The following is a 22,146-nucleotide window of genomic DNA, read 5'->3' as shown; positions in this document are numbered from 1 at the left end:
TTCACGGGTCAGCGATAGCGCAATGGTGCCGCGCGCTCAACTCGCCAGTGCCGTCCTCAGCATCTTGGCGAGCTCGGATTTGCGGTAGGGTTTTGCGAGCAGCAGCACGCCGGAATCGAGCCGGCCGTGATGGACGATGGCGTTCTCGGTGTAGCCCGAGGTGAACAGCGTCTTCAGGTCGGGACGCCGCCGCAACGCCTCGTCCGCGAGCTGGCGGCCGTTCATGTGGCCCGGCATGATGATGTCGGTGAAGAGCAGGTCGATCGCCTTGTCGGCATCGATGATGGCGAGGGCCTCGGCCGCGTTGGCGGCCTCTAACGCGGTATAGCCGAGGCTCTTGATCTGGGTCACGACATATTGCCGTACCAGCGCGTCGTCCTCGACGATCAGGATTTTCTCGTCGCCGCCGGCGATGGGCGCGTTCTGGAACGCCTCGAACTCGGTCTCCTGCACGCCGCTCGAGCGCGGCAGGTAGATCTTCACGCTCGTGCCGTGGCCTTCCTCGCTGTAGATCTTGATGTGCCCGCCGGACTGCTTGACGAAGCCGAACACCATGCTGAGCCCGAGCCCGGTACCCTTGCCGACCTCCTTGGTGGTGAAGAAGGGATCGAACACCCGCTCGATCAGCTCCGGCGGAATGCCGGTGCCGGTGTCGCTGACCGCGATCATCACATAGTTGCCGGCGACGACGTCGGGATTCATGCTGGCATAGCCGTCGTCGAGGAAGATGTTGCGGGTCTCCAGCACGAGCGTGCCGCCGTCCGGCATGGCGTCGCGCGCGTTCAGTGCGAGATTGAGGATCGCGGTGGAGAGCTGGCCGGGGTCGACCAGGGCCGGCCAGGCATCCTCGGTGAGCTGCGGCATGATGGTGATCTGCTCGCCGAGGGTCGGGTGCAGGAGCTTGGCGGCTTCGAGCGCCAGCGCATTGACGTCGATCTCGCGCGGCTGGAGCGGCTGCTTGCGGGCAAAGGCGAGCAGGTGCTTGGTCAATTGCGCGCCGCGCTCGGCGGCATCGTCGATCAGCTTGGTGATGGCGGCGAGCTCGGGGCGGTCGGCCACCGCATCCGCGAGGATGCCGATCGTGCCGGTGATGACGGTGAGCACGTTGTTGAAATCGTGGGCGACGCCGCCGGTGAGCTGGCCGATCGAGTCCATCTTCTGGACCTGCCTGAGCTGGGCTTCGGCGGCCTGCTTCTCGGTGAGATCGCGCCCGATGAAGAAGTGGCGCTTCACCGGCTCCGACCAGGTGCCCATCCAGTTCAGCGTCACCTCGTGGCCGTCGTCATGATAGTAGCGCGCCTCGAAGCTGCGCTTGACCGCGCCACGCCGCGCCGCGCGCATCTCGCTTCGCGTCTTGTCGAGGTCATCAGGGTGAATGAACTCGATGGCGCTGTGCCCGATCATGTCTTCCGGCTTGTACCCGAGGATGTCCTTCACGCTCGGGCTGACCTGGATGAAATTGCCGTAACCGTCCGTCACGAGGATCAGGTCCTGCGAGGTCTCGAAGATGCGCTGGCGCTCCTCGATCTCGCGGTTGAGAGCCGTCTCCGCCCGCTTCCGCTCGGTGATGTCGCGTGCGACCTTGGAGGCGCCGATGATCTTGCCGTCGGTCGATCGCAGCGGGACCTGGCTCAGCAAGACGTCGATCGGCTGGCCGCTCTTGTGCAGCCGCACGGTCTCGTGCTGGTCGATGACCTCGCCGTTGCGGGTGCGGGCCAGCATTTCGGCGACTTCCTCGCGCTGCCCCTCGGGCATGATGATATCGACCTGGCGGCCGATCGCCTCGTTGGCTGAGTAGCCGAAGACGCGTTCGGCCGCGTCGTTCCAGGACGTGATGGTGCCGTCGAGCGACTTCGTGATGATGGCGTCGTTGGAGGATTCGACGACGGCGCTGAACAGCCGCTCGCGCTCGGCATAATAGTTCCGCTCCGAGCTCGACTGCCGCTGGAGTGCGCCGACCATGCCCGCCGTGTTCGCCTGGAGACGCACGTTCTCGATGAGCAGCACCGCGAGCACGAAGCTCGACGCACAGAGGCCGTAGAGCCGGCCGGCGTAGAAGCCGAGGTCGAAACGCGCGACGTTGACGATTGCCGACAGCGCGATGTCGAACAGCCAGGCGCACATCGTGACCATGAGCCAGACGTCGATCACCGTGTGCGGCTTGCGAAACCACAGCGTGACCAGCGCCGCAAAGCTCAGGGACCACACGAACGACACCACGCCGATCATGGTGGCGGTGTAGTGACCGTCCCTCAGCAGGACCGGCAACAGGCCGTGCTGCGCCGTCACCAGCCAGGCGAGCACGGTGATCGCAACGAACACGCCTGCGACGGAGAATGCAATCACCGACGCCGTCGAGCCGGCGATCTTGTTGCCGCCGTTGCCGTCCTTCAGCGAGGCATAGGCCAGCACGAACAGCGGAAAGCCGCCGTGCCAGATCATGTAGAGCCAGACGGTGGTCTGCGAGCCTGCACCGAACAGTCCGGCAGGGGCGAACAGCCCGGGGAAGGTGAGGGCGTGGGTCACCGCGGCCGCCGCCGTGAACAGATAGCCGATCGACAACAGCAGCAGCGCGCGGCTGCGCAGGACCGCAAACTGCGACAGCAGCAAGACGGCGGTGATGATGTCGCTGACCGCGAGCGCCGACTGGTAGCTCGCCACGAAAGCCGGCACCTGGACGAGCGGCATGCCCGCAAACGGTACGGCCAGCGCGAACAGGATCGCGGAGATGCCGACGATCGCCAATGCCGCCCTGCGGTCGCTCCGCGCAGCCGGCAAGGTCGACAGGAATGTGCTTCGATCGTTGGGTGCTAGCACGTCGATCTCTCGTAAGCCGGCATGATGACCTCCTACGTCAATCTCTTCGGGCCGGGAAGCCACTACCTTCATGGTAGCCTGCTCCAGGCGCGCATCCTGACAGAAAGCGCTTGCGACTCAACCGAGGGTTACAGCTTACTTAACTTGGAGGGAGACTCGGAACAGGTAACTGTAAGAGGTGCTTTACCGGGACGGACTCATACTGCCTTGCTGCGCCTTTGCAGTGTATTGAACCAAATAATGATACGAATCCGGGAGTTGTTCCCATGCCCCGAATCCTCGTCGTCGACGACCAGAAGGACGTCCGCGCCATGGTCGCGATCGTGCTTCGGGTCAACCGTTTTGACGTGGTCGAGGCCGAGAGCGGCGCGGCGGGCCTGAAGGCCTTCAGCGAGGGCGCTTTCGAAGCTGCGATTGTCGACATTTTCCTGGCCGACACCAGCGGCGTCGACGTCATGGTGGCCATCCGCGAGCGAGTTCCGGGGTTTCCGATCGTCGCGATCTCCGGCATGACCGCACTGGATTTCATGGGCGAGGCGCCCGGTCTGGCCGACGTGGTGTGCCTGCAAAAGCCGTTTCGGCCGAACGATCTCCTGCAAGCGCTCCGGAAGGCCCAGGCTGCAGCGGACGGCGAGCTCTCCGCAGCCGTCTGACCAAAGGGCAAAAGAAGCCCATAGGGCAAAAGAAACGCCCCGGCGAACCGGGGCGTTGGGATCGAACTGGTTGAAACCGATCTGATCAAAAGGTCAGGCTTCCTGTCTCAGGTGCCATTGCCCTTGATCTCGGCGTAGCCGCCCTTGGCGTCCCATTTGTAGACGACATAGTCGAGCTGCTTGATGTCGCCCTTGGCGTCGTACTCGATCGGGCCGATCACGGTGTCCCATTTGCCGGCCTTGATCGCCGCCATGACCTTCTTGGCGTCGGTGGTGGCGGCCTTCTTCGCCGCCTGCGACCAGACCTGCATCGCCGCGTAGGTGTAGAGCGTATAGCCCTCGGGGTCGATATTCTTCGCCTTGAAGGCGTCGACGATCTTCTTCGCGGTCGGCTTGTTGCGCGGATCGGGGCCGAAGGTGAACAGCGTGCCTTCGCCGGCAGGGCCGGTGATGGAGGCGTACTCCTTGTCGGCGAGCGCATCGCCGGCCATCAGGATCGTCTTGAGGCCCTGGTCACGCATCTGGCGCAGGATCAGGCCGCTTTCCTGATGGTAACCACCGACATAGACGAGGTCGATGTTGTCGCGCTTCAGGCGCGAGACGATCGCGTTGAAGTCCTTGTCGCCCTTGTTGTAGGACTCGTACATCTTCTCGGTGATGCCGGCCTTGTTGAGCGCCTTCTTGGTTTCGTCGGCGAGACCCTTGCCGTAGGTGGTCTTGTCGTTGAGGATCGCGATGTTCTTGCCCTTGAAGTTCTTGGCGATGTACTGCGCCGCGACCAAGCCCTGCTGGTCGTCACGGCCGCAGACCCGCGCCACGTTCCACAGTCCGCTATCGGTGAACTTCGGATTGGTCGAGGCGGGGGTAATCTGGAGCACGTTGCCGTCGGCATAGGCTTCGGAAGCGGGGATCGACGACGATGAGCAATAGTGCCCGGCCACGAACGGGATTTTTGCGCCGGCGATCTTCTCGGCGATCGAGCGCGCCTGCTTCGGATCGCAGGCGTCGTCCTCGACATTGAGCGCGAGCTTCTTGCCGTTGACGCCGCCGGCGGCGTTGATGTCAGCCACGGCCATCTCGGCGCCGTTCTTCATCTGGCGGCCGAACGCGGACTCGCCGCCGGTCATCGGACCTGCGACTGCGACGGTGACATCCTGTGCGAATGCTGCGCTCGAGAGCGCTATCGATGCGCCGAATGCCAGACCGATGAGCTTCAGTGATTTCATGAGATACCTCGCGGGTGGTCGCCTGTGGAAGTTGCCGGATACGCCCGGTCCAAACCGGCACCATTCTTGAATGAATCTCGGGAGAAGTCACCGGCAAAATACGGGCATTGGCAGAGATATCTCGCCACATTCGGCCGCACGTGCTCCGCACCGGGTCCCGCTCCGGGTAGCCTCAGCCGTGCCGGCCGCCTTCCAGGTAGGCGGCACGAATCTCGGGGCGCTGCAGCAACTCGGCGCCGGTCCCGGCCAGCGTGATCAGGCCGTTGACCATGACGTAGCCGCGATGGGCGAGCTTGAGCGCATGGTTGGCGTTCTGCTCGACGATCAGGACGGTCAGGCCGTCCTGCCGGTTCAGGGTGCGGATCGCGTCGAAAATCTGGCGCGCGATCAGCGGCGCCAGCCCGAGCGAGGGTTCGTCGAGCAGGAGCAGGCGGGGGCGGCTCATCAGGGCGCGGCCGATCGCCAGCATCTGCTGCTCGCCGCCGGACAGCGTTCCGCCGCGCTGGGCGTAGCGCTCCTTCAGGCGCGGAAACAGCGTGAACACGCGTTGCAGCGTGGCCTCGCGTTCCGCATCAGTGCACTCGGTGGCGTCCGCCCCCATCTGGAGGTTTTCGGCCACGCTCATGCGCGGGAAGATGCGGCGGCCTTCCGGCGATTGCGCGATGCGCAAATGCGCGATCGCGTGGGTGGGGACGTCGGTGATGTCGCGGCCTTCGTACAGGATCTGGCCGGCGCGGGCGCGCGGCTTGCCGAAGATCGTCATCATCAGCGTCGACTTGCCGGCGCCGTTGGCGCCGATCAGGGCGACGATCTCGCCGGCATTGATCTCGACGTCGACGCCCTTCAGCGCCTCGATCTTGCCGTAGGCGGCGCGCAAGCCCCGGATCGCGAGCAGGGGGGAAGTGGGGGCAGATGTCACGAGCCGCCCTCCATCACGGCCACAGCCTCTTCCTCGTCGGTGCCGAGATAGGCGGCGATCACCTTGGGATCGTCGCGCACCTCCCGCGGCGTGCCTTGTGCGATCTTCACGCCATGGTCCATCACCACGATGTGGTCGGAGATCTCCATGACCACCGACATGTCGTGCTCGATCAGGAGGATCGAGGTGCCGAGCTCGTTGCGGATCGACAGCAAGAGCTCGCTCAGGGCGGCACTCTCGCGCGCGTTGAGGCCGGCGGCGGGCTCGTCCAGGCACAGAAGCGCAGGCTCGGTGCACATCGCGCGTGCGATCTCGAGCCGGCGCTGGTCCCCGTAGGCGAAATTGCCGGCTGCGTCGTCGGCGCGGTCGAGCAGATTGACCCGCTTCAGCCAGTCGGTGGCGAGATCGATCGCGCGCTTTTCGGCGTCGCGGTAGGCGGGGACGCCGAGAAGGCCGAGGAACGTGAAGCCGGAGGCGCGCATCAACGCGTTGTGCTGCGCCACCATCAGATTTTCCAGCGCGGTCATGCCCGGAAACAGGCGGATGTTCTGGAAAGTGCGCGCCACCTTGGCCTGCTTGGCGATGCGGAAATCGTTGAGCCGCTCCAGCGCGATGACCTTGCCGTCGTCATGGGCGAGGCGAATGGCGCCCCCGCTCGGCCTGTAGAAGCCGGTGATGCAGTTGAACACGGTGGTCTTGCCGGCGCCGTTCGGTCCGATCAGCGCGGTGATCTTCTTCCGCTCGGCCGCAAACGACAGGTCCTGCACGGCGACGATGCCACCGAAGCGCATGGTGAGCCGGTCGACGCCAAGAATCTGGTCGCTCATCTTGTCGCCGCTCATCCGTGCCCTTCCTTGACGAGGTCGGAGGAGATCGCCTGCGCCTTGGTCAGGTACACGGTCGGCGCGCGATGGCCGATCAGACCGCGCGGCCGCCAGATCATGATCAGCACCATGGCCATGCCGAACACCAGCATGCGGTAGGTCTCGAGGCTGCGGAACAGCTCGAAGCCGCCGATCAAGGCGAGCGCAGCGAGCGCGACGCCGAGCTGCGAGCCCATGCCGCCGAGCACGACGATGGCGAGCACCAGCGCCGATTCCTGGAAGGTGAAGGATTCCGGGCTGATGAAGCCCTGGCGCGTCGCGAAGAACGCGCCGGCGAAGCCGCCGAACATGGCGCCGGTCGCGAATGCCGTGAGCTTGGTGGTCGTGGTGTTGATGCCGAGCGCGCGGCAGGCGACCTCGTCCTCGCGAAGGGCCTCCCAGGCGCGGCCGATCGGCAGGCGACGCAGCCGGATCGTCACCCAGTTGGTGAGGAGCGCGAGCGCCAGGATCAGGTAGAACAGGAAGACGATGCGATGGGTCGGCGAATATTCGATGCCGAGCCTGGCGGCGAGCCCGTTGTCGCTGTTGTCGAGCGGGATGCCGAAGAATGAGGGGCGCGGAATGCTGGAGACGCCGTTGGGGCCACCGGTCAGTTCCTGCCAGTTGATGATGACGAGACGGATGATCTCGCCGAAGGCGAGCGTCACGATGGCGAGGTAGTCGCCGCGCAGGCGCAGCACGGGGAAGCCGAGCAGCACGCCCCAGAACGCGGCAAGGATGCCGGCGAGCGGCAGGCAGACCCAGAACGACCAGTCGAAATTGGTGGCGAGCAAGGCGTAGGAATAGGCGCCAACCGCGTAGAAGGCGACGTAGCCGAGGTCGAGCAGGCCGGCGAGCCCGACCACCACGTTGAGGCCCCACCCCAGCATGACATAGGTGAGCACGAGGATCGCGAGGTCGAGGATGTAGCGCTGGTTATAGAAGATCACCGGCACCAGCAGCGTGAAGATCAGGAGCGCGGGCGCAAGGTAGCGGCCGACAAACGACATTCCGCTCCGCACCGAAGATGGCACCAGCTTCTCAGCGCCGGTCGGGCCGATCCATTGCTTGAGCAGCTCGATCACGATCGAGCCGCCGAACACCGCGGCGACGAGGGAGGCGAGCTCGCCGAAGCGCGTCCAGTAGGTGAGCTGTCCGGAGGAGCCCGCCTCGGTGCGGATGCCGACCATCAGCGAGAACAGCACCAGCGCGATCACGGCGTTGATGAAGGCGGTCTTCAGGAGAGCGGGGATGCCCGTTGCAGGTTTGGCGGTCTTGGTCGAGGGAGCTGTCACGCGGCCGATCCGTCAGACTTTTTCGACTTCGGGGCGACCGAGCAGGCCGGTCGGCATGAAGATCAGCACGACGATCAGGATCGAGAACGCGGCGACATCCTTGTACTCGACCGAGAAATAGGCCGACCAGAACGTCTCGATCAGGCCGATCGCAAGCCCACCCAGCATGGCGCCCGGCAGTGAGCCGATGCCGCCGAGCACCGCGGCGGTGAACGCCTTGATGCCGGCGACGAAGCCCATGAAGAAATCGACCAGGCCGTAATAGAGCAGGTACATCAGGCCCGCGACCGCGGCGAGCGCGGCGCCGATCACGAAGGTCATGGAGATGGTGCGGTCGACGTCGACGCCGAGCAGCGCCGCCATGGTCTGGTCCTGCTCGCAGGCGCGCATGTCACGTCCGAGCCGGGTGCGCGAGACCAGCCAGGTGAAGATGGCCAGCAGCACGATGGTGGTGATGACCACCATGATCTGGATGTTGGAGAGCTGGATGACGAAACCGTCGGCGCTCTCATGCAGCGTATAGCCGCCGGTGATGAAGGGCGGGATCGGCTTGACGCGGGCGCCTTGCGCGACCTGCGAGTAGTTGGTCAGAACGAACGACATGCCGATCGCCGACAGCATCGGGGCCAGGCGGAAAGAGTGGCGTAGCGGCCGGTAGGCGATGCGCTCGATGGTCCAGCCGTAGAGTGCGGTGATCGCCATCGCGACCAGCAGCACCACCAGCAGGATCACCGGGATCGCGGTGAGGCCGAGGGAGATCAGGATCAGGAAGGTGATGAGCGCAATGAAGCCGCCGATCATGAAGACGTCGCCATGGGCGAAGTTGATCATGCCGACGATGCCGTAGACCATCGTATAGCCGATGGCGATCAGGCCGTAGATCGACCCCAGAACGAGACCGTTGATGAACTGCTGGGCGAAATAATCCATGGGCTGCCGTTACCAAACCTGATGCGGTTCAAAGGGAGCTTTTCGAGAGAGAGTGTTTGAGTTTCTTCTCGGGCCCCGGCAGCCCTTGAGCGTTCTTTCCGTTTTGTAACAGCAGGGAACTGGCGGCTGCAACTGGCCATGGCTCGGCACAGGGGCTTGTACAGAGGTCATTTCGGTTACCGATGTCATGTCCCGGTTCCGCAGGTGCGAGGAACCGGGTTCCACAAAGAACCAAAATGGAGGTCGGCCGTTGTCTTCCCTCTGACGTCCAACAAGGGAGTTCCCCTCAATGACGAAGCAGCAGAACCAGAATCCGGGTCAGCAGACTCAGACCCCGGGCCAGCGCCCCGGGCAGCAGGGCGGCGGCCAGAAACCCGGACAGCAGCAGCAGAATGATCCGATGCGCCAAGGCGATCGGCCCGGCCAGCAGCAGGGCGGTCAGCGCGACCAGGACAACTAGCTAGGGAGCCCAAGAGTTCAGGGAGCCCAAGAGTAGAGTGGGACCCGCCGGAAAGGCGGGGCCTTTTTCGTGGGCGCCTTCTTGGGCACTCCGCCCGGCGGACCAGTTAAGGTAAACAAAGGGTTTAAATTGCCGCCACAGTCTGATGCGAGTTAGCTCCCCGCAAAGCCTTCTTTCGAGGGCGCAAGGCAGGCGAAGCGGGAAGCGGCATGTTCAGAAATTGGCGGATTGGCTCGGTCAACGGTGCGCTGCTGGCGGCCTATTTCATCCCGGCCTGGACCCTGGTCGCCTTCAACATCATGGTGGCACCGGTGCACGGCCTCTATGAGCGGCCGAGCGTCGCCGTCGCCCTGTATCTGAGCGACCACCTCCAGATGGCGGGGATGGACACCGTGCGCGCCGCCTGGCTGCTGGCGCTGGGCCGGCTGACCGTGGTGGCGTTCTTTGCCATCTATCTCGCGCTGCTCTGCATTCCCCGCGTTCGCAAGAATGGCGGCAGTGACGAGGCGCTTGGCATTGCGCTCGCGATCGGCAGCATCATCTCGTTCGCGAGCATGGTGATGGCCTCGAAGGTCGGCGAGATGGCCGCGCTCCGGCTGCACGCCACCGAACTACTGCTGCTGCTGGGGGCCGCGATCGTCGTGGTGATCGAGCGGCCCGAGGCCGCGCCCAATGTCGTTCACAAGCCTGTCGAGGCACCTCAGCCGCTAGGGCTTGAGCAGGCCGAGCTCCTGCACAATCGCTGAGGCTTCCTTGACGGCGTGGTTCGCCGCCGGCACGCCGCAATAGATTGCCTGCTGCAACAGAATTTCCTTGATGTCGTCGGGCGTGAAACCGCCCTCGGCGAGTGCTGCGCGCACATGCAGGCGGAACTCGTCCCATTGCCCGAGCGCGACCATGGTGCCGATCACGAGCACCCGCCGCGTGCGCTCGTCGAAATGCGGCCGCGTCCAGATCTCGCCCCAGGCATAGCGCGTGATCATGTCCTGGAAGTCGGTGTTGAAGGCATTGCGACCCGCGATCGACTTGTCGACCCAGGCATTGCCCAGCACTTTGCGGCGCACGGTCATGCCGGCATCGCGGCGCTTCTGGTCGTCCATTGTTCTTTCCTCCTTCGTCGCTACGCTCCTCGCAATGACGGCTGTGATTAGCGCTGCGTCAAAAATCCCACCACCGCGTCGGTGAACGCGTGCGGCTGCTCGACATTGGAAATGTGCGCGGCGTCGATGATGGTCATGCTGGCGCCGGGAATGTTGGAGCGGATCAGCTCGCCTGCCGAGATCGGGGTTGCCATGTCGTGGCGGCCGGCGATGACCAGCGTCGGGCTCTTGATGTCAGGCAGCATCGCGCGCTGGTCGAGCGTCGACAGCGCCTCGCAGCAGGCGAGATACCCTTCGACCGGGGTGGCGAGCAGCATGGTCTTCATCCGCGCGGTGATATCAGGCTCACGCTCGCGGAAATCCTGCGTCAGCCAGCCTGCGATCACGGCATCGGCAACCGCCGCAATGCCGCCCTTCTTCACCGCGTCGATGCGCTCCAGCCATTTGGTCGGCTCGGCGTAGTAGCAGGAGGTGTTGGCGAGGATGAGCTTGCCGAACCTTTCCGGCGCGTTCGCGCCGAGCCACTGCCCGACCATGCCGCCCATCGACAGGCCGCACCAATGCACCTTCTCGATGTTGAGGTCGTCGAGGATCGCCAGCACGTCGCGGCCGAAGCGTTCCATCGTATAGGGGCCGGGCGGCACGTTCGACTTGCCGTGGCCGCGGCGGTCGTAGCGGATGACGCGGAACACCTGCGTCAGCGCCTTCATCTGCGGCTCCCACATCTGAAGCGTGCAGCCGAGCGAGTTGGAGAGCATCAAGGTCGGCCCGCCGTCGCGGCCCTCGACGGAGACGTTGATCAGGCAACCGTCGGCATCGATCATGGGCATGCGGCGTCTCCGTCGTATTTGCAGTTTTTACGCGCGGTCGAGGCTGTCGAGCAGCCGGTCGATCAGGGCCTGGGAAGCCCCTTGATAGGCCATCGGCTCGAACAATGCCGCAATTTTTTCCGGTGCGAGATGCGCTGTGACCAGCGAATCGGCCGACAGCACCTCGCGCAGATGCTTCTTCTCGGCGACGGCGCGCTTGCTCGCGGCCTCGATCAGATGATGCGCGTCGCTCTTGCCGATCTTGTCGGCCAGCGCAAAGGTGACGGCTTCCGCCATGATCAGGCCGTGCGTCGCATCGAGATTGCTACGCATGCGCGCGGCATCGACGTCGAGCCCTTCGGCAATGTCGACGATGGCGGCGAGCGCTCCCGAGGCGACCAGCATCAATTGCGGCAGCGTCGGCCATTCCGCGTGCCACGGCCCGGCGCTGCGCTCGTGGTCCTGCACCTGCGCGGCAAAGATCGTCGCTGCCAGTTGAGGCGCCATGGTCGCAGCACCCAACGCGCTCGCGGCCGCAACCGGGTTGCGCTTGTGCGGCATGGTCGAGGAGCCGCCGCGGCCTTCGCCGGCGGGCTCGAACGCTTCGCCGACGTCGGTCTGCATCAGCAGTGAGACGTCGCGCGCGATCTTGCCGCAGCTTCCGGCGAGAATCGCGAAGGCCGATGCAGCCTCCGCGATCCGGTCGCGATGGGTGTGCCAGGGCGCTTCCGGCAGCGGCAGGCCCAGCTCCTGCGCCAGACGCTCGGCGACCGCGAGCCCTTTGTCACCAAGGGCCGCGAGCGTGCCGGCGGCACCGCCGAATTGCAGTGCGAGGCCCTCGCGGGAGAGCCGCCGCAGGCGGCAGCGGGCCCGGGCGAGGCTGGCCGCATATTCGGCGGCCTTCAGGCCGAACGGCATCGGCAGCGCGTGCTGGAGCCAGGTCCGTGCCACCATCGCGGTGTTGCGATGCTTGCGCGCCAGCGCCGCAAAGCCCTTGATGGCGCGGCTGAGGTCGGCGTCCAGCGCATCGATGCCGGCGCGAAGCGTGAGCATGGTCGCAGTGTCGATCACGTCCTGGCTGGTCGCGCCCCAATGCACGTAGCGGGCGGCCTCCGCGTCGGCCTTGCCGACATTGGTGGTCAGCGTCTTGACCAGGGGAATCGCGAGATTACCGGATCGCGTCGCGGCCTCGCCCAAGGCAGCCATGTCGAAGGCATCTGCCTTGCAGGCGCCTTCGATCGGGCCCACGGCGGATGCGGGAATCACGCCGGTGGCGGCCTCGGCCCGTGCCAGGGCTGCCTCGAAATCGAGCATGTTTTGCAGCGTGGCGCGGTCGTCGCAGACGGCGCGCATGGCTGCGCTCGACAGCATCGGCGCGAGCAGGGGGGAGAGGGCTGTGCTCATGTTGTGCGCGACCTAACCATCATGGCCCGGCTGTGCCAATACCCAACTGCCCGTACAAGACTTTTTGCAGTTGCGAATATGCATTGCACGTGACCGAGGGTCGCCCTTTCCTTTGCGGCCTTCGTGCGTTACTTGATCAGCATTATAGTAACGCATCCCGGGAGGCAGCCCATGGCCATGACGATGAACGGCGAAGTCCAGCTTGCGGCGCCGCGCGAGGCCGTGTGGGAGAAGCTCAACAATCCCGAGGTGCTGAAGGCCTGCATCCCCGGCTGCGAGGAGCTGGAGAAGACCGAGGACGGCGGTTTTCGCGCGACCGCGAAAATGAAGGTCGGACCGGTGTCGGCGCGCTTCAAGGGCAAGGTCACGCTGAGCGATCTCGACCCGCCGAACGGCTACAAGATCTCCGGTGAAGGCGAGGGCGGGGTCGCCGGCTTCGCCAAGGGCGGCGCGGTAGTCAAGCTCGCGGAGAAGGATGGCGGCACGCTTTTGTCCTATGACGTCGAGGCGCAGATCGGCGGCAAGTTGGCGCAGCTCGGTCAGCGCCTGATCAACGGCGCCGCCAAGAAGCTGGCCGACGAATTTTTCGCGAACTTCGCCAAAGCGGTACAGGGCTGAAGGCTATCGCCTTTCGGCATGGCCGCTTGCGCCCCGGGCGATGTTGCCCCGGGGCATATTGGCCCATATGATGGGTTGGAATAATTATAAGAACCGCTTCGACGGGACCCGTCGGGGCGCTGACAGAGAGTGCTTATGGCAAAAATCTCCCTCATCGTGAACGGCAATCCTGTTACGGCCAACGTCGATCCCCGCACCCTGCTGGTGCAGTTCCTGCGCGAGAATCTGCGCCTCACCGGCACCCATGTCGGCTGCGACACCTCGCAGTGCGGCGCCTGCGTCGTGCATCTCGACGGCAAGGCCGTGAAGTCGTGCACCACGCTGGCCGTGATGGCCGACGGCCACGAGGTGAAGACGATCGAGGGGCTGGCCGCCGACGGCGCGCCGCTGCATCCGATGCAGGAGGCCTTCCGCGAGCACCATGGCCTCCAGTGCGGCTTCTGCACGCCGGGCATGATCATGACCGCGATCGACATCGTCCATCGCAAGGGCAATGAACTCGACGACCATACGATCCGGGAAGAATTAGAAGGCAATCTCTGCCGTTGCACCGGCTACCAGAACATCGTCGCCTCGATCTCCGCCGGCGCCAAGGCGATGGCGAAATCCGATCTCGCGTAACCGCGCGCATTCTGCGATCAGGACATTCAGATGTACGAATTCAAATACCATCGCCCTGGGACCGTTCGCCAGGCGGCCAACCTCCTGGTGAAGAACGAAGACGCCAAGGTGATCGCCGGCGGCCACACGCTGATTCCCGTCATGAAGCAGCGCCTCGCCAGCCCGCCGCATCTGGTCGACCTCTCCCATATCGAGGGGCTCAACACGATCGAGATGAAGGGCCGCGCGCTCGTGATCGGCGCCACCGCCAGGCATGCCGAGGTCGCAAGCTCCCCGATCGTCGGTGAGGCGATTCCGGCATTGGCGAACCTTGCGAGCCAGATCGGCGACCCGGCCGTGCGCCACAAGGGTACGATCGGCGGCTCGCTCGCCAACAACGATCCGACCGCGGACTACCCGGCTGCGGTGCTCGCGCTCGGTGCCACCATCGTCACCAACAAGCGCCGCCTCAAGGCCGAAGAGTATTTCCAGGGCCTGTTCACGACGGCGCTCGAAGCCGACGAGATCATCACCAAGGTGATGTTCCCGCTGCCGAAGAAGGCGGCCTACATCAAGTTCCGCAACCAGGCCTCGCGTTATGCGCTGGTCGGCGTGTTCGTGGCGCGCCGTCCGTCGGACGTGCGCGTCGCCGTCACCGGTGCTGGCTCCGAAGGCGTGTTCCGCGTCAGCGCGTTCGAGGAAGCGCTGAAGAAGCGCTTCGCGTCGAAGGCGCTCGATGGCATCGAGGTGCCGGCCGAAGGCCTCAACAGCGACATCCATGGCAGCGCCGAATACCGCGCGCATCTCATCGGCGTGCTGACGCGGCGCGCTCTCGATGCCGCCAATGCCAAGGAGTGAGTGATCTCACTTCCGGGCCCCAACTTGTCCCCGGTGAGGGCGTAGCGAGACTGGCTTTTTCATGACTTCAGCGGCCAATACTTCCGGGGCCAATACCATGCCGGCATCGGTCGATGCGATGCTCGAACTCCTGACGTCGCGCGGCTATCTCGCCGAGCGGTCGCTGGCCACGGTGACCTACCTGTCGCTGCGCATGGGCCGGCCGCTGTTCCTGGAAGGCGAGGCCGGCGTCGGCAAGACCGAGATCGCAAAAGTGCTGTCGGCGGCGCTGGGGCGGAAGCTGATCCGCCTGCAGTGCTACGAAGGCCTCGACGTCTCCTCGGCGGTCTACGAGTGGAATAGCGCCGCGCAGATGATCGCGATCCGGATGGCCGAGGCCGCCGGTGATACCGATCGCGATCAGCTCTCGTCTGACATCTTCGCCGACCGCTACATGATCAAGCGGCCGCTGCTCCAGGCGCTGGAGCCCGACGTTGCCGGTCCGCCGGTGCTGCTGATCGACGAGCTCGACCGCGCCGACGAGGCGTTCGAGGCGTATCTGCTCGAAATCCTCAGCGACTTCCAGGTGACGATCCCCGAATTCGGCACCGTGAAGGCGCCGCATCCGCCGATCGTGATCATCACGTCCAACCGCACCCGCGAGATCCACGACGCGCTGAAGCGGCGCTGCCTCTATCACTGGGTCGACTATCCCGCTGCCGAGCGCGAGCTCGCGATCGTCAAGACGCGCGTGCCCGGCATCTCGGCCAAGCTGTCGCAGCAGGTCGTGCGCTTCGTCCAAGCGCTGCGCAACCAGGATTTTTACAAGTCCCCCGGCGTCGCCGAGACCATCGACTGGGCCACCGCGCTGTCGGAGCTCGATGCCCGCTCGCTGACCCCGCAAGTGGTCGGCGACACGCTGGGCGCGCTGCTCAAATACCAGGACGACATCACCCGGATGCAGGGCGACACCTTGCAGAAGGTGCTGAAGGAAGCGACGAGCGAGAATTGACGCTTCCGCGTCACGACCGAGCTCGTCATTCAGCGCCGCGACGGGATGACGAGTGAGAGTGCTGAACCATGGCCATCAACCACCTGGCGCCTGAGCAGACCGAGCAGTTCGCCGACAACATTGTCGGCTTCGCCCGCGCGCTGCGTTCGGCCGGCATGCCGGTCGGTCCAGGCGCCGTCATCGACGCCATGAGCGCGCTTCAGGTGATCGACATCGGCAACCGCGCCGACGTCTTCACCACGCTGGAGGCGATTTTCGTCAAGCGCCACGAGCATGCGCTGATCTTCAGGCAGGCCTTCAACCTGTTCTTCCGCGCCTCCGAGGAGTGGAAGCACATGCTGGATTCGGTGCCGCTGCCGGAGCAGGCCAAGAAGAAGCCGCAGGCCGGCGCCCGCCGCGTGCAGGAAGCGATGTCGCAGCCGCGCATGACGGAGACGCCGCAGCACCAGGAGCAGGATCTGCGCCTGTCGGTCTCCGACAAGGAAATCCTTCAGAAGAAGGATTTTGCGCAGATGAGCGCGGCCGAGATCACCGAAGCGCTCCGCGCCGTCGAGCGGATGCGGCTGCCGCAGGCCGAACTGCTGACGCGCCGGCACCGGCCCGATCCGCGCGGGCTCCGCCTCGATCTGCGCCGCACGTTGCGCGCGTCGTTGCGCACCGGCGGCGACATCATCGACATCCACCGCCTCGGCCGGATCGAGAAGCCGGCGCCGATCGTGGCGCTGCTCGACATCTCGGGCTCGATGAACGAATATACCCGCCTGTTCCTGCACTTCCTCCATGCCATCGGCGACGCCCGCAAGCGGGTCTCGGTGTTCCTGTTCGGCACCCGCCTCACCAACGTCACCCGTGCGCTACGCCAGCGCGATCCCGACGAGGCGCTGGCGAGCTGCTCGGCCTCGGTGGAGGACTGGGCCGGCGGCACCCGGATCTCGGCCTCGCTGCACAACTTCAACAAATTGTGGGCGCGGCGCGTGCTGAGCCAGGGTGCCATCGTGCTCTTGATCTCCGACGGGCTGGAGCGGGAGGCTGATTCCAGGCTCGCCTTCGAGATGGACCGGCTGCACCGGTCCTGCCGCCGGCTGATCTGGCTCAACCCGCTGCTGCGGTTCGGTGGCTTCGAGGCCAAGGCGCAGGGCATCAAAATGATGCTCCCGCACGTTGACGAATTCCGCCCGGTACATAATTTGAGTTCGATCCAGGAGCTGATCACGACGCTCTCCCGGCCGCTGCCGCCGCATCACCGCAGCCTGATCCGCTCCGCAGCTTGAGAGGCCACCATGCTCGATCGCGACGAGGATATTCTGAAGGCGGCGGAGGACTGGCAGAAGGCCGGCCGTGGCGTCGCGCTGGCGACGGTTGTGGAGACCTGGGGCTCGGCGCCGCGCCCGGCGGGCTCGAGCCTCGTCATCAATGATGAGGGCACGTTCCTGGGCTCGGTCTCCGGCGGCTGCGTCGAGGGCGCCGTGGTCACCGAGGCCATGGACGTGATCGAGAGCGGCAAGCCCAAAATGCTGGAGTTCGGCGTTGCCGATGAGACCGCCTGGAATGTTGGTCTCTCCTGCGGCGGCACCATCCGCGTCTTTGTCGAGAAGGTCGGCTGACCGTGAAGCTCGCAATCCTGCACGAACTCAACGCCGAACGCGCCGCTCGCCGGCCGGCGATCCTGGTGACCGACATCGAGAGCGGCGAGCAGCGCCTGGTGAAATCAGCGGATTTCGCCAAGGACCCGCTACGCGCTGAGCTGGAAAGACAGCTTCGCATGGGCAAGAGCGGCAATGTCGAAGCCGGCGGCAAGAAGCTGTTCCTCAACGTCTATGCGCCGACGGCAAAGCTCGTCATCGTCGGCGCCGTCCACATCAGTCAGTCGCTGGCGCCGCTGGCGCGCTCGCTCGGCTATGACGTCACCGTCGTTGATCCGCGCACGGCCTTTGCAAGCCCCGAGCGCTTCCCCGACATTCCCTTGGTTGCGGAGTGGCCGGACACGGCGCTGCCGCCGCTCAACGTCGACGCTTACACTGCCTTCGTTGCGGTGACGCACGATCCCAAGATCGACGATCCCGCGCTGCTGCACGCGTTCGAGCGCAACTGCTTCTATATCGGCGCGCTCGGCTCGCGGAAGACGCATGCCAAGCGCGGCGATCGGCTCCGCGCGCAGGGCGCGAAAGAGAGCGACATCGCGCGCATCCACGCGCCGATTGGGCTTGCGATCGGCGCGGTCTCGCCGTCCGAGATCGCGGTGTCGATCATGGCCGAGATCACGGCGGTGCTCCGCCTGCCACCAAGAGAAAAAGAAGAAGCGGCATGAAATTTGGACCGGCGAGCCCCAGGGATGCGATCGGCGGGGTGACTGTCCACACCCTGCGCCAGGGGCCGCTGGTGCTCAAGAAAGGCACGACCATCGGCCCTGCCGAGATCGAAGCGCTGGAGCGCGCCGGCATCAAGGACATCGTGGTGGTGCGGATGGAGGGGGGCGACGTCTCCGAGGACGTCGCGGCCGCCAGCATCGCACTCGCCGTCGGTGGCGAGGGGATTCACGTCGAGCGCGCCTTTACCGGCCGCGCCAATCTGTTCGCCGCGCGCCCGGGCGTGCTGGTGATCGACCGCGCCGCGGTCGACCGCATCAACAATATCGACGAGGCCATCACCTTTGCCACGCTCACCGCCTACAAGCCGGTGGTCGAGGGCGAGATGGTCGGCACCGTCAAGATCATCCCGTTCGGCGTCGAAGGCAATTTGCGCGATGCCGCGGTGAAGGCGGCGGGCCGGGATGTGCTGCAGATTGCGCCCTACGTCATCAAGCGCGTCGGCGTGGTTTCGACGCTGCTGCCGGGCCTGTCCTCCAAGGTGATCGACAAGACGCTGCGCGTCACCGCCGAACGGCTCGCACCGGCCGGCGCCGGCATCATCGCCGAGCGGCGGGTCGAGCACGACGAACACGCGCTGTCTGCCGCGATCAAGGAATTGCTCGGCCTCGGCGCCGAGCTTGTCATCGTGTTCGGGGCGTCCGCGATCGCCGACCGCCGCGACGTGATTCCGGCCGCGGTCACGGGCATCGGCGGCGAGATCGAGCATTTCGGCATGCCGGTCGATCCCGGCAATCTGCTGCTGATCGCGCGTGCCGGTGGCGTGCCGGTGCTGGGCGCGCCGGGCTGCGCGCGCTCGCCGGTCGAGAACGGTTTTGACTGGGTGCTGATGCGGCTCCTCGCCGGCATCAAGGTGACGCGTGCCGAGCTGATGGGCATGGGCGTCGGCGGACTGCTGATGGAGATCGTGACGCGGCCGCAGCCGCGCGCCAAGCCGGAGATCGAGGGCAACAGCCAGGTCGCGGCGATCGTGCTCGCGGCAGGACGTTCGACCCGGATGGGCGGGCCGAACAAGCTGCTCGCCGAGCTCGACGGCAAGAAACTGGTGCGGATCGCGACCGAGCAGGCGCTGGCCTCGAAGGCGTCCGAGGTGATCGTCGTCACCGGCCATCAGACCGAGCTGGTCGAGCAGGCGCTGCAAGGCCTGAAGGTGAAGTTCGTCAAGAACCCTGATTTCGCCGGCGGTATCGCAAGCTCGGTCAAGGCCGGCATCGCGGCCGTCTCTGACGCGAGTGACGGTGCCGTTGTCTGCCTCGGCGACATGCCGCTGATCGATGCCGGCCTGATCGACCGTCTCATCGACGGCTTTGCGCCGGACCGCGGCAACCTCATCGTCGTGCCCGTCAGCGAGGGCCGCCGCGGCAATCCCGTGCTGTGGTCGCGCCGCTTCTTCAAGGAATTGATGACGCTCGACGGCGACGTTGGCGCCCGCCATTTGATCGCCAAGCATACCGAGGCCGTCGCCGAAGTGCCCGTGGATGGCGAGAGCGCCTTCCTCGACATCGACACCCCGCAGGCGTTGGAAGCGGCAAGACGGGGATGACGCTGCCGTAGGGTGACGCTGCTGTAGGGTGGGCAAAGCGAAGCGTGCCCACGACTCTTGATGGTCTCGGAGATAGACGGTGGGCACGGCGCTATGCGCCTTTGCCCACCCTACGGTCCCTACGACAGCTCTCAATCGTCCAATTTCAACCACCCGTTCACCATCTGGAAACGACCGGCGCTTAGAGTCGCTCGCACCTGCCTTGGGGGGAGGGGTTTTTCCATGGCTTCGAACGTCGTCGCGCGCCGTTGCGCGATGTTTTTCTTTGCGCTGTCGGTTTGTGTCGCCGGCGCCCGCTACGTCACGGATGCGCACGCCGCCGGCGCAATTGCCGTCGGCAAGTGCGGCGCTTATGGCCAGGCCTTTGATTATGGCCACGAGCACGAGGCGCGTGCCGCGGCGCAGAAGCAGTGCAAGGGCGATTGCACGACCGTGACGATGAAGCGCGCCTGTGCCGCGATGTCGGTCGATCTGTCCAATCCGTGCGGCGCCTATGGTTATGCGGTGAAGCCAAAGATCTCGGCCTCGCTCAATGCCGCCACGCGCGAATGTTACAAATACGGCGGCAAGGAATGCGTGATCCGCGCCTGGGCCTGCGACGCCAAGGGATAATCTTTCGAGCGCTGATTCCTCTTGCTGTCATTCCGATGCGATGCATAGCATCGCGTCAAGAATGATAGTCGAGGAACCGCATGCAGTTCGACACCAAGATCGCCGTCGTGATCCGCTCCGATCTTCAGGCTTGGCAGAAGCTCAACGTCGCGTCGTTTCTCACCAGCGGCATTGCCGCGGCCTTTCCGGACTGCATCGGCGAGCCCTATGAGGACGCCTCGGGTACTAAATATCTTGCGCTGATCGGCCAGCCGATCCTGATCTACGGCGCCGATGGTCCCGCCCTGTCGCGCGCGCTCGACCGTGCGCTCACGCGCGGCGTCAAGCCGGCGGTCTTCACCGAGGATATGTTCAAGACCACGCACGATGCCGCCAATCGCGAGGCGGTGAGGGCGGTGGCACGCACCGATCTCGATCTCGTCGGCATCGCGATGCGCGCTGAGCGCAAGGTGATCGACAAGGTCGTGGACGGGCTGAAATTCCACAGCTGACGCGCCCCGCGCCGCGTTGTCATCGTGATGTCACGATGGCGCGCGCTTGCGCAAACTTTGTGCTGTTTGACCCCAATCAAAGGCGCGCTCCACGGCATCGCTAGTCTGCTCCCTGTAATGCAAAGGAGCAGACAGATGCCGACCATGAAAGCCGCAATCGTCAGACAATTCGGCAAGCCGCTGGTGATCGAGGACGTGCCGGTGCCGCAGCCCGGTCCCGGCGAGGTCCTGGTCAAGGTGAAGGCGTGCGGCGTCTGCCACACCGATCTGCACGCCGCCTCCGGCGACTGGCCGGTGAAGCCGGTTCCGCCCTTCATTCCCGGCCATGAAGTCGCCGGCATCGTTGCCGCACTCGGAGTCGGGGTGAAAAACCTCAAGGTCGGCGATGCCGTCGGCGTCGCCTGGCTGCACGATGCCTGCATGTCCTGCGAATATTGCGAGACCGGCTGGGAGACGCTGTGCGAGCACCAGCACAACACCGGCTACAGCGTGAACGGCGGCTTCGCCGAATATGTCATCGCCTCGGCCGCCTTCGCGGCGAAACTGCCGGCCACCGTCGATTTCGCCGCCATTGCGCCGATCCTCTGTGCCGGCGTCACCACTTACAAGGGATTGAAGGAGACGGAAGCAAGGCCCGGCGAGTGGGTCGTGATCTCCGGCGTCGGCGGGCTTGGCCATGTCGCGATCCAGTACGCCAAGGCGATGGGACTCAAGGTCGCCGCGGTCGATATCGCCGAGGACAAGCTCGCGCTGGCACGCGAGGCCGGCGCCGATCTCGCGGTCAACGCCCTCACAGCCGGCGCCGTGGACAATGTTCTCGCGGCAACCGGCGGCGGTGCACACGGCGTGCTCGTGACGGCGGTCTCGACCGCCGCCTTCGCCCAGGCGCTGAAGATGGTGCGGCGGAAAGGCACCGTCAGCCTCGTCGGCCTGCCGCCGGGCGAATTCCCGACGCCGATCTTCGACGTCGTGCTCAAACGCATCACCGTGCGCGGCTCCATCGTCGGCACAAGGCGCGATCTTGACGAAGCCATCGCGTTCGCCGCGGACGGCAAGGTGAAGGCCGAAGTCGCAAAGGTGCCGCTTGCCGAGATCAACGACGTCTTCGACCGGATGAAGGCCGGCAAGATCGACGGCCGTATGGTGCTGGACTTTGGCTAGCGCTTCATCCGGGCGGCATGCCTTCGAACTTGATCAGGCTGGGATCGAGGCGATCCCAGTCATGGCCGCGCGCGGCGAAAGTGACCGCCTGCGGCTTGTAGCGGGCGGGCTCGTCGAGGCTCGCAGCGCGGATTGTGAAGACGTCGGGCTGTGCCGCGAAGGTCATGTACACAGGCTCGCCGCATTGCGTGCAGAAGCCGCGCGTCTTCACGTTGCCGCTGTCGGCGACCATGTCCCAATGCTTCGCCTCGCCGGTCAGCGTGACGCCGGCACGCGCGAACGTCGCGTACGAGCCATGCGCACTGCCGCTTTCGCGCTGGCAGTCCCGGCACTGGCAGTGATTGCTGAACAGGGGCTCGCCGACAATCGAATAGCGGATCGCGCCGCAGGCGCAGCCACCGGTGTAGGGCTTGTTCATCGCGATAACTCC

24 protein-coding genes are annotated in these 22,146 nt (G+C 65.2%); 14 read left to right on the top strand and 10 right to left on the bottom strand.

Translation table 11 applies throughout. The annotated features are described in order from the left end of the window. Positions 1-36: 36 nt before the first annotated feature. Positions 37-2,889 carry a PAS domain S-box protein gene (locus I3J27_RS24485; protein WP_270161030.1) on the bottom strand — a complete coding sequence of 951 codons (2,853 nt, stop codon included), beginning with the start codon at positions 2,887-2,889 and terminating at the stop codon, positions 37-39. Between the two features lie 194 nt (positions 2,890-3,083). On the opposite strand from I3J27_RS24485, the gene I3J27_RS24480 reads away from it, so the two are divergent. Further along, on the top strand, positions 3,084-3,470 hold the full coding sequence (locus I3J27_RS24480; RefSeq protein WP_270161027.1) for a response regulator: 387 nt from the start codon (positions 3,084-3,086) through the stop codon (positions 3,468-3,470). 107 nt (positions 3,471-3,577) lie between these two features. Here the strand turns inward: I3J27_RS24480 and I3J27_RS24475 are convergent, their stop codons facing one another. The 5 genes from I3J27_RS24475 to I3J27_RS24455 form a co-directional block, all read right to left on the bottom strand. Continuing rightward, complete coding sequence (locus tag I3J27_RS24475; protein ID WP_270161025.1) at positions 3,578-4,696, bottom strand: branched-chain amino acid ABC transporter substrate-binding protein; 1,119 nt, start codon at positions 4,694-4,696, stop codon at positions 3,578-3,580. Positions 4,697-4,868: 172 nt separating this feature from the next. Continuing rightward, complete coding sequence (locus tag I3J27_RS24470) at positions 4,869-5,615, bottom strand: ABC transporter ATP-binding protein (RefSeq protein WP_270161021.1); 747 nt, start codon at positions 5,613-5,615, stop codon at positions 4,869-4,871. Further along, entirely contained in the window at positions 5,612-6,457 is an 846-nt protein-coding gene (locus tag I3J27_RS24465; RefSeq protein ID WP_270161017.1) for an ABC transporter ATP-binding protein, read from the bottom strand. The genes I3J27_RS24470 and I3J27_RS24465 overlap by 4 nt, the downstream gene beginning before the upstream one ends. Beyond that, on the bottom strand, positions 6,454-7,773 hold the full coding sequence (gene livM, locus I3J27_RS24460) for a high-affinity branched-chain amino acid ABC transporter permease LivM (protein ID WP_270161015.1): 1,320 nt from the start codon (positions 7,771-7,773) through the stop codon (positions 6,454-6,456). The genes I3J27_RS24465 and livM overlap by 4 nt, the downstream gene beginning before the upstream one ends. 12 nt (positions 7,774-7,785) lie before the next feature. Further along, entirely contained in the window at positions 7,786-8,703 is a 918-nt protein-coding gene (locus I3J27_RS24455; protein ID WP_270161012.1) for an ABC transporter permease subunit, read from the bottom strand. Between the two features lie 289 nt (positions 8,704-8,992). Here I3J27_RS24455 and I3J27_RS24450 point away from each other — a divergent pair, with 289 nt between their 5' ends. After that, the gene (locus I3J27_RS24450; RefSeq protein ID WP_270161009.1) at positions 8,993-9,163 is read left to right on the top strand and encodes a hypothetical protein; all 171 of its coding nucleotides are present in this window, start codon (positions 8,993-8,995) and stop codon (positions 9,161-9,163) included. Positions 9,164-9,372: 209 nt separating this feature from the next. Beyond that, the gene (locus tag I3J27_RS24445) at positions 9,373-9,909 is read left to right on the top strand and encodes a hypothetical protein (protein WP_270161001.1); all 537 of its coding nucleotides are present in this window, start codon (positions 9,373-9,375) and stop codon (positions 9,907-9,909) included. On the opposite strand, the gene I3J27_RS24440 is transcribed toward I3J27_RS24445, so the two are convergent. From I3J27_RS24440 to I3J27_RS24430, 3 genes are read right to left on the bottom strand one after another with little or no spacing between them, the layout of a single operon-like run. Next, complete coding sequence (locus tag I3J27_RS24440; protein WP_270160995.1) at positions 9,871-10,263, bottom strand: carboxymuconolactone decarboxylase family protein; 393 nt, start codon at positions 10,261-10,263, stop codon at positions 9,871-9,873. The two genes, I3J27_RS24445 and I3J27_RS24440, sit on opposite strands and share 39 nt — an antisense overlap. A 47-nt stretch (positions 10,264-10,310) precedes the next feature. Next, the gene (pcaD, locus tag I3J27_RS24435) at positions 10,311-11,093 is read right to left on the bottom strand and encodes a 3-oxoadipate enol-lactonase (protein ID WP_270160993.1); all 783 of its coding nucleotides are present in this window, start codon (positions 11,091-11,093) and stop codon (positions 10,311-10,313) included. Positions 11,094-11,120: 27 nt separating this feature from the next. Next, complete coding sequence (locus I3J27_RS24430) at positions 11,121-12,476, bottom strand: 3-carboxy-cis,cis-muconate cycloisomerase (RefSeq protein ID WP_270160991.1); 1,356 nt, start codon at positions 12,474-12,476, stop codon at positions 11,121-11,123. A 171-nt stretch (positions 12,477-12,647) separates the two neighbouring features. Between I3J27_RS24430 and I3J27_RS24425 the strand changes: the two genes are divergently transcribed. The 11 genes from I3J27_RS24425 to adhP all read left to right on the top strand — a co-directional run bounded on the left by I3J27_RS24425 (position 12,648) and on the right by adhP (position 21,716). Continuing rightward, entirely contained in the window at positions 12,648-13,094 is a 447-nt protein-coding gene (locus I3J27_RS24425) for an SRPBCC family protein (RefSeq protein WP_270160989.1), read from the top strand. A gap of 135 nt (positions 13,095-13,229) precedes the next feature. After that, entirely contained in the window at positions 13,230-13,715 is a 486-nt protein-coding gene (locus tag I3J27_RS24420) for a (2Fe-2S)-binding protein (RefSeq protein ID WP_008137528.1), read from the top strand. A gap of 30 nt (positions 13,716-13,745) precedes the next feature. Beyond that, positions 13,746-14,552 (top strand): FAD binding domain-containing protein, encoded by an 807-nt coding sequence (locus I3J27_RS24415; RefSeq protein ID WP_270160981.1) that lies wholly within the window; start codon positions 13,746-13,748, stop codon positions 14,550-14,552. Positions 14,553-14,613: 61 nt separating this feature from the next. Further along, the gene (locus I3J27_RS24410; protein ID WP_270160975.1) at positions 14,614-15,543 is read left to right on the top strand and encodes an AAA family ATPase; all 930 of its coding nucleotides are present in this window, start codon (positions 14,614-14,616) and stop codon (positions 15,541-15,543) included. 68 nt (positions 15,544-15,611) lie between these two features. Next, positions 15,612-16,814 carry a vWA domain-containing protein gene (locus tag I3J27_RS24405; protein WP_270160973.1) on the top strand — a complete coding sequence of 401 codons (1,203 nt, stop codon included), beginning with the start codon at positions 15,612-15,614 and terminating at the stop codon, positions 16,812-16,814. Between the two features lie 9 nt (positions 16,815-16,823). Continuing rightward, positions 16,824-17,147: an XdhC family protein gene (locus tag I3J27_RS24400; protein ID WP_008564652.1), complete on the top strand. Its 324-nt coding sequence runs from the start codon at positions 16,824-16,826 to the stop codon at positions 17,145-17,147. Positions 17,148-17,149: 2 nt separating this feature from the next. Next, complete coding sequence (locus tag I3J27_RS24395; protein WP_270160954.1) at positions 17,150-17,851, top strand: XdhC family protein; 702 nt, start codon at positions 17,150-17,152, stop codon at positions 17,849-17,851. Then, entirely contained in the window at positions 17,848-19,452 is a 1,605-nt protein-coding gene (locus I3J27_RS24390; RefSeq protein WP_270160952.1) for an NTP transferase domain-containing protein, read from the top strand. The genes I3J27_RS24395 and I3J27_RS24390 overlap by 4 nt, the downstream gene beginning before the upstream one ends. A gap of 222 nt (positions 19,453-19,674) precedes the next feature. Then, positions 19,675-20,064, top strand: coding sequence for a DUF4189 domain-containing protein (locus tag I3J27_RS24385; RefSeq protein ID WP_270160950.1), 390 nt, complete (start codon positions 19,675-19,677; stop codon positions 20,062-20,064). Positions 20,065-20,144: 80 nt separating this feature from the next. Continuing rightward, positions 20,145-20,555: a DUF2000 domain-containing protein gene (locus tag I3J27_RS24380; RefSeq protein WP_270160947.1), complete on the top strand. Its 411-nt coding sequence runs from the start codon at positions 20,145-20,147 to the stop codon at positions 20,553-20,555. A gap of 135 nt (positions 20,556-20,690) precedes the next feature. Further along, a complete protein-coding gene (adhP, locus tag I3J27_RS24375) occupies positions 20,691-21,716 on the top strand; it encodes an alcohol dehydrogenase AdhP (RefSeq protein WP_270160942.1) in 1,026 nt (341 codons plus the stop codon). A gap of 4 nt (positions 21,717-21,720) precedes the next feature. On the opposite strand, the gene I3J27_RS24370 is transcribed toward adhP, so the two are convergent. After that, the gene (locus tag I3J27_RS24370) at positions 21,721-22,134 is read right to left on the bottom strand and encodes a GFA family protein (protein WP_270160939.1); all 414 of its coding nucleotides are present in this window, start codon (positions 22,132-22,134) and stop codon (positions 21,721-21,723) included. Positions 22,135-22,146: the final 12 nt, after the last annotated feature.

This window comes from Bradyrhizobium xenonodulans (assembly GCF_027594865.1).
In the GTDB taxonomy this organism is placed as follows: Bacteria; Pseudomonadota; Alphaproteobacteria; order Rhizobiales; family Xanthobacteraceae; genus Bradyrhizobium; species Bradyrhizobium xenonodulans.
The sequence above is the reverse complement of the archived record's forward strand: the minus strand, read 5'-3'. Positions and strand labels throughout refer to the sequence as shown.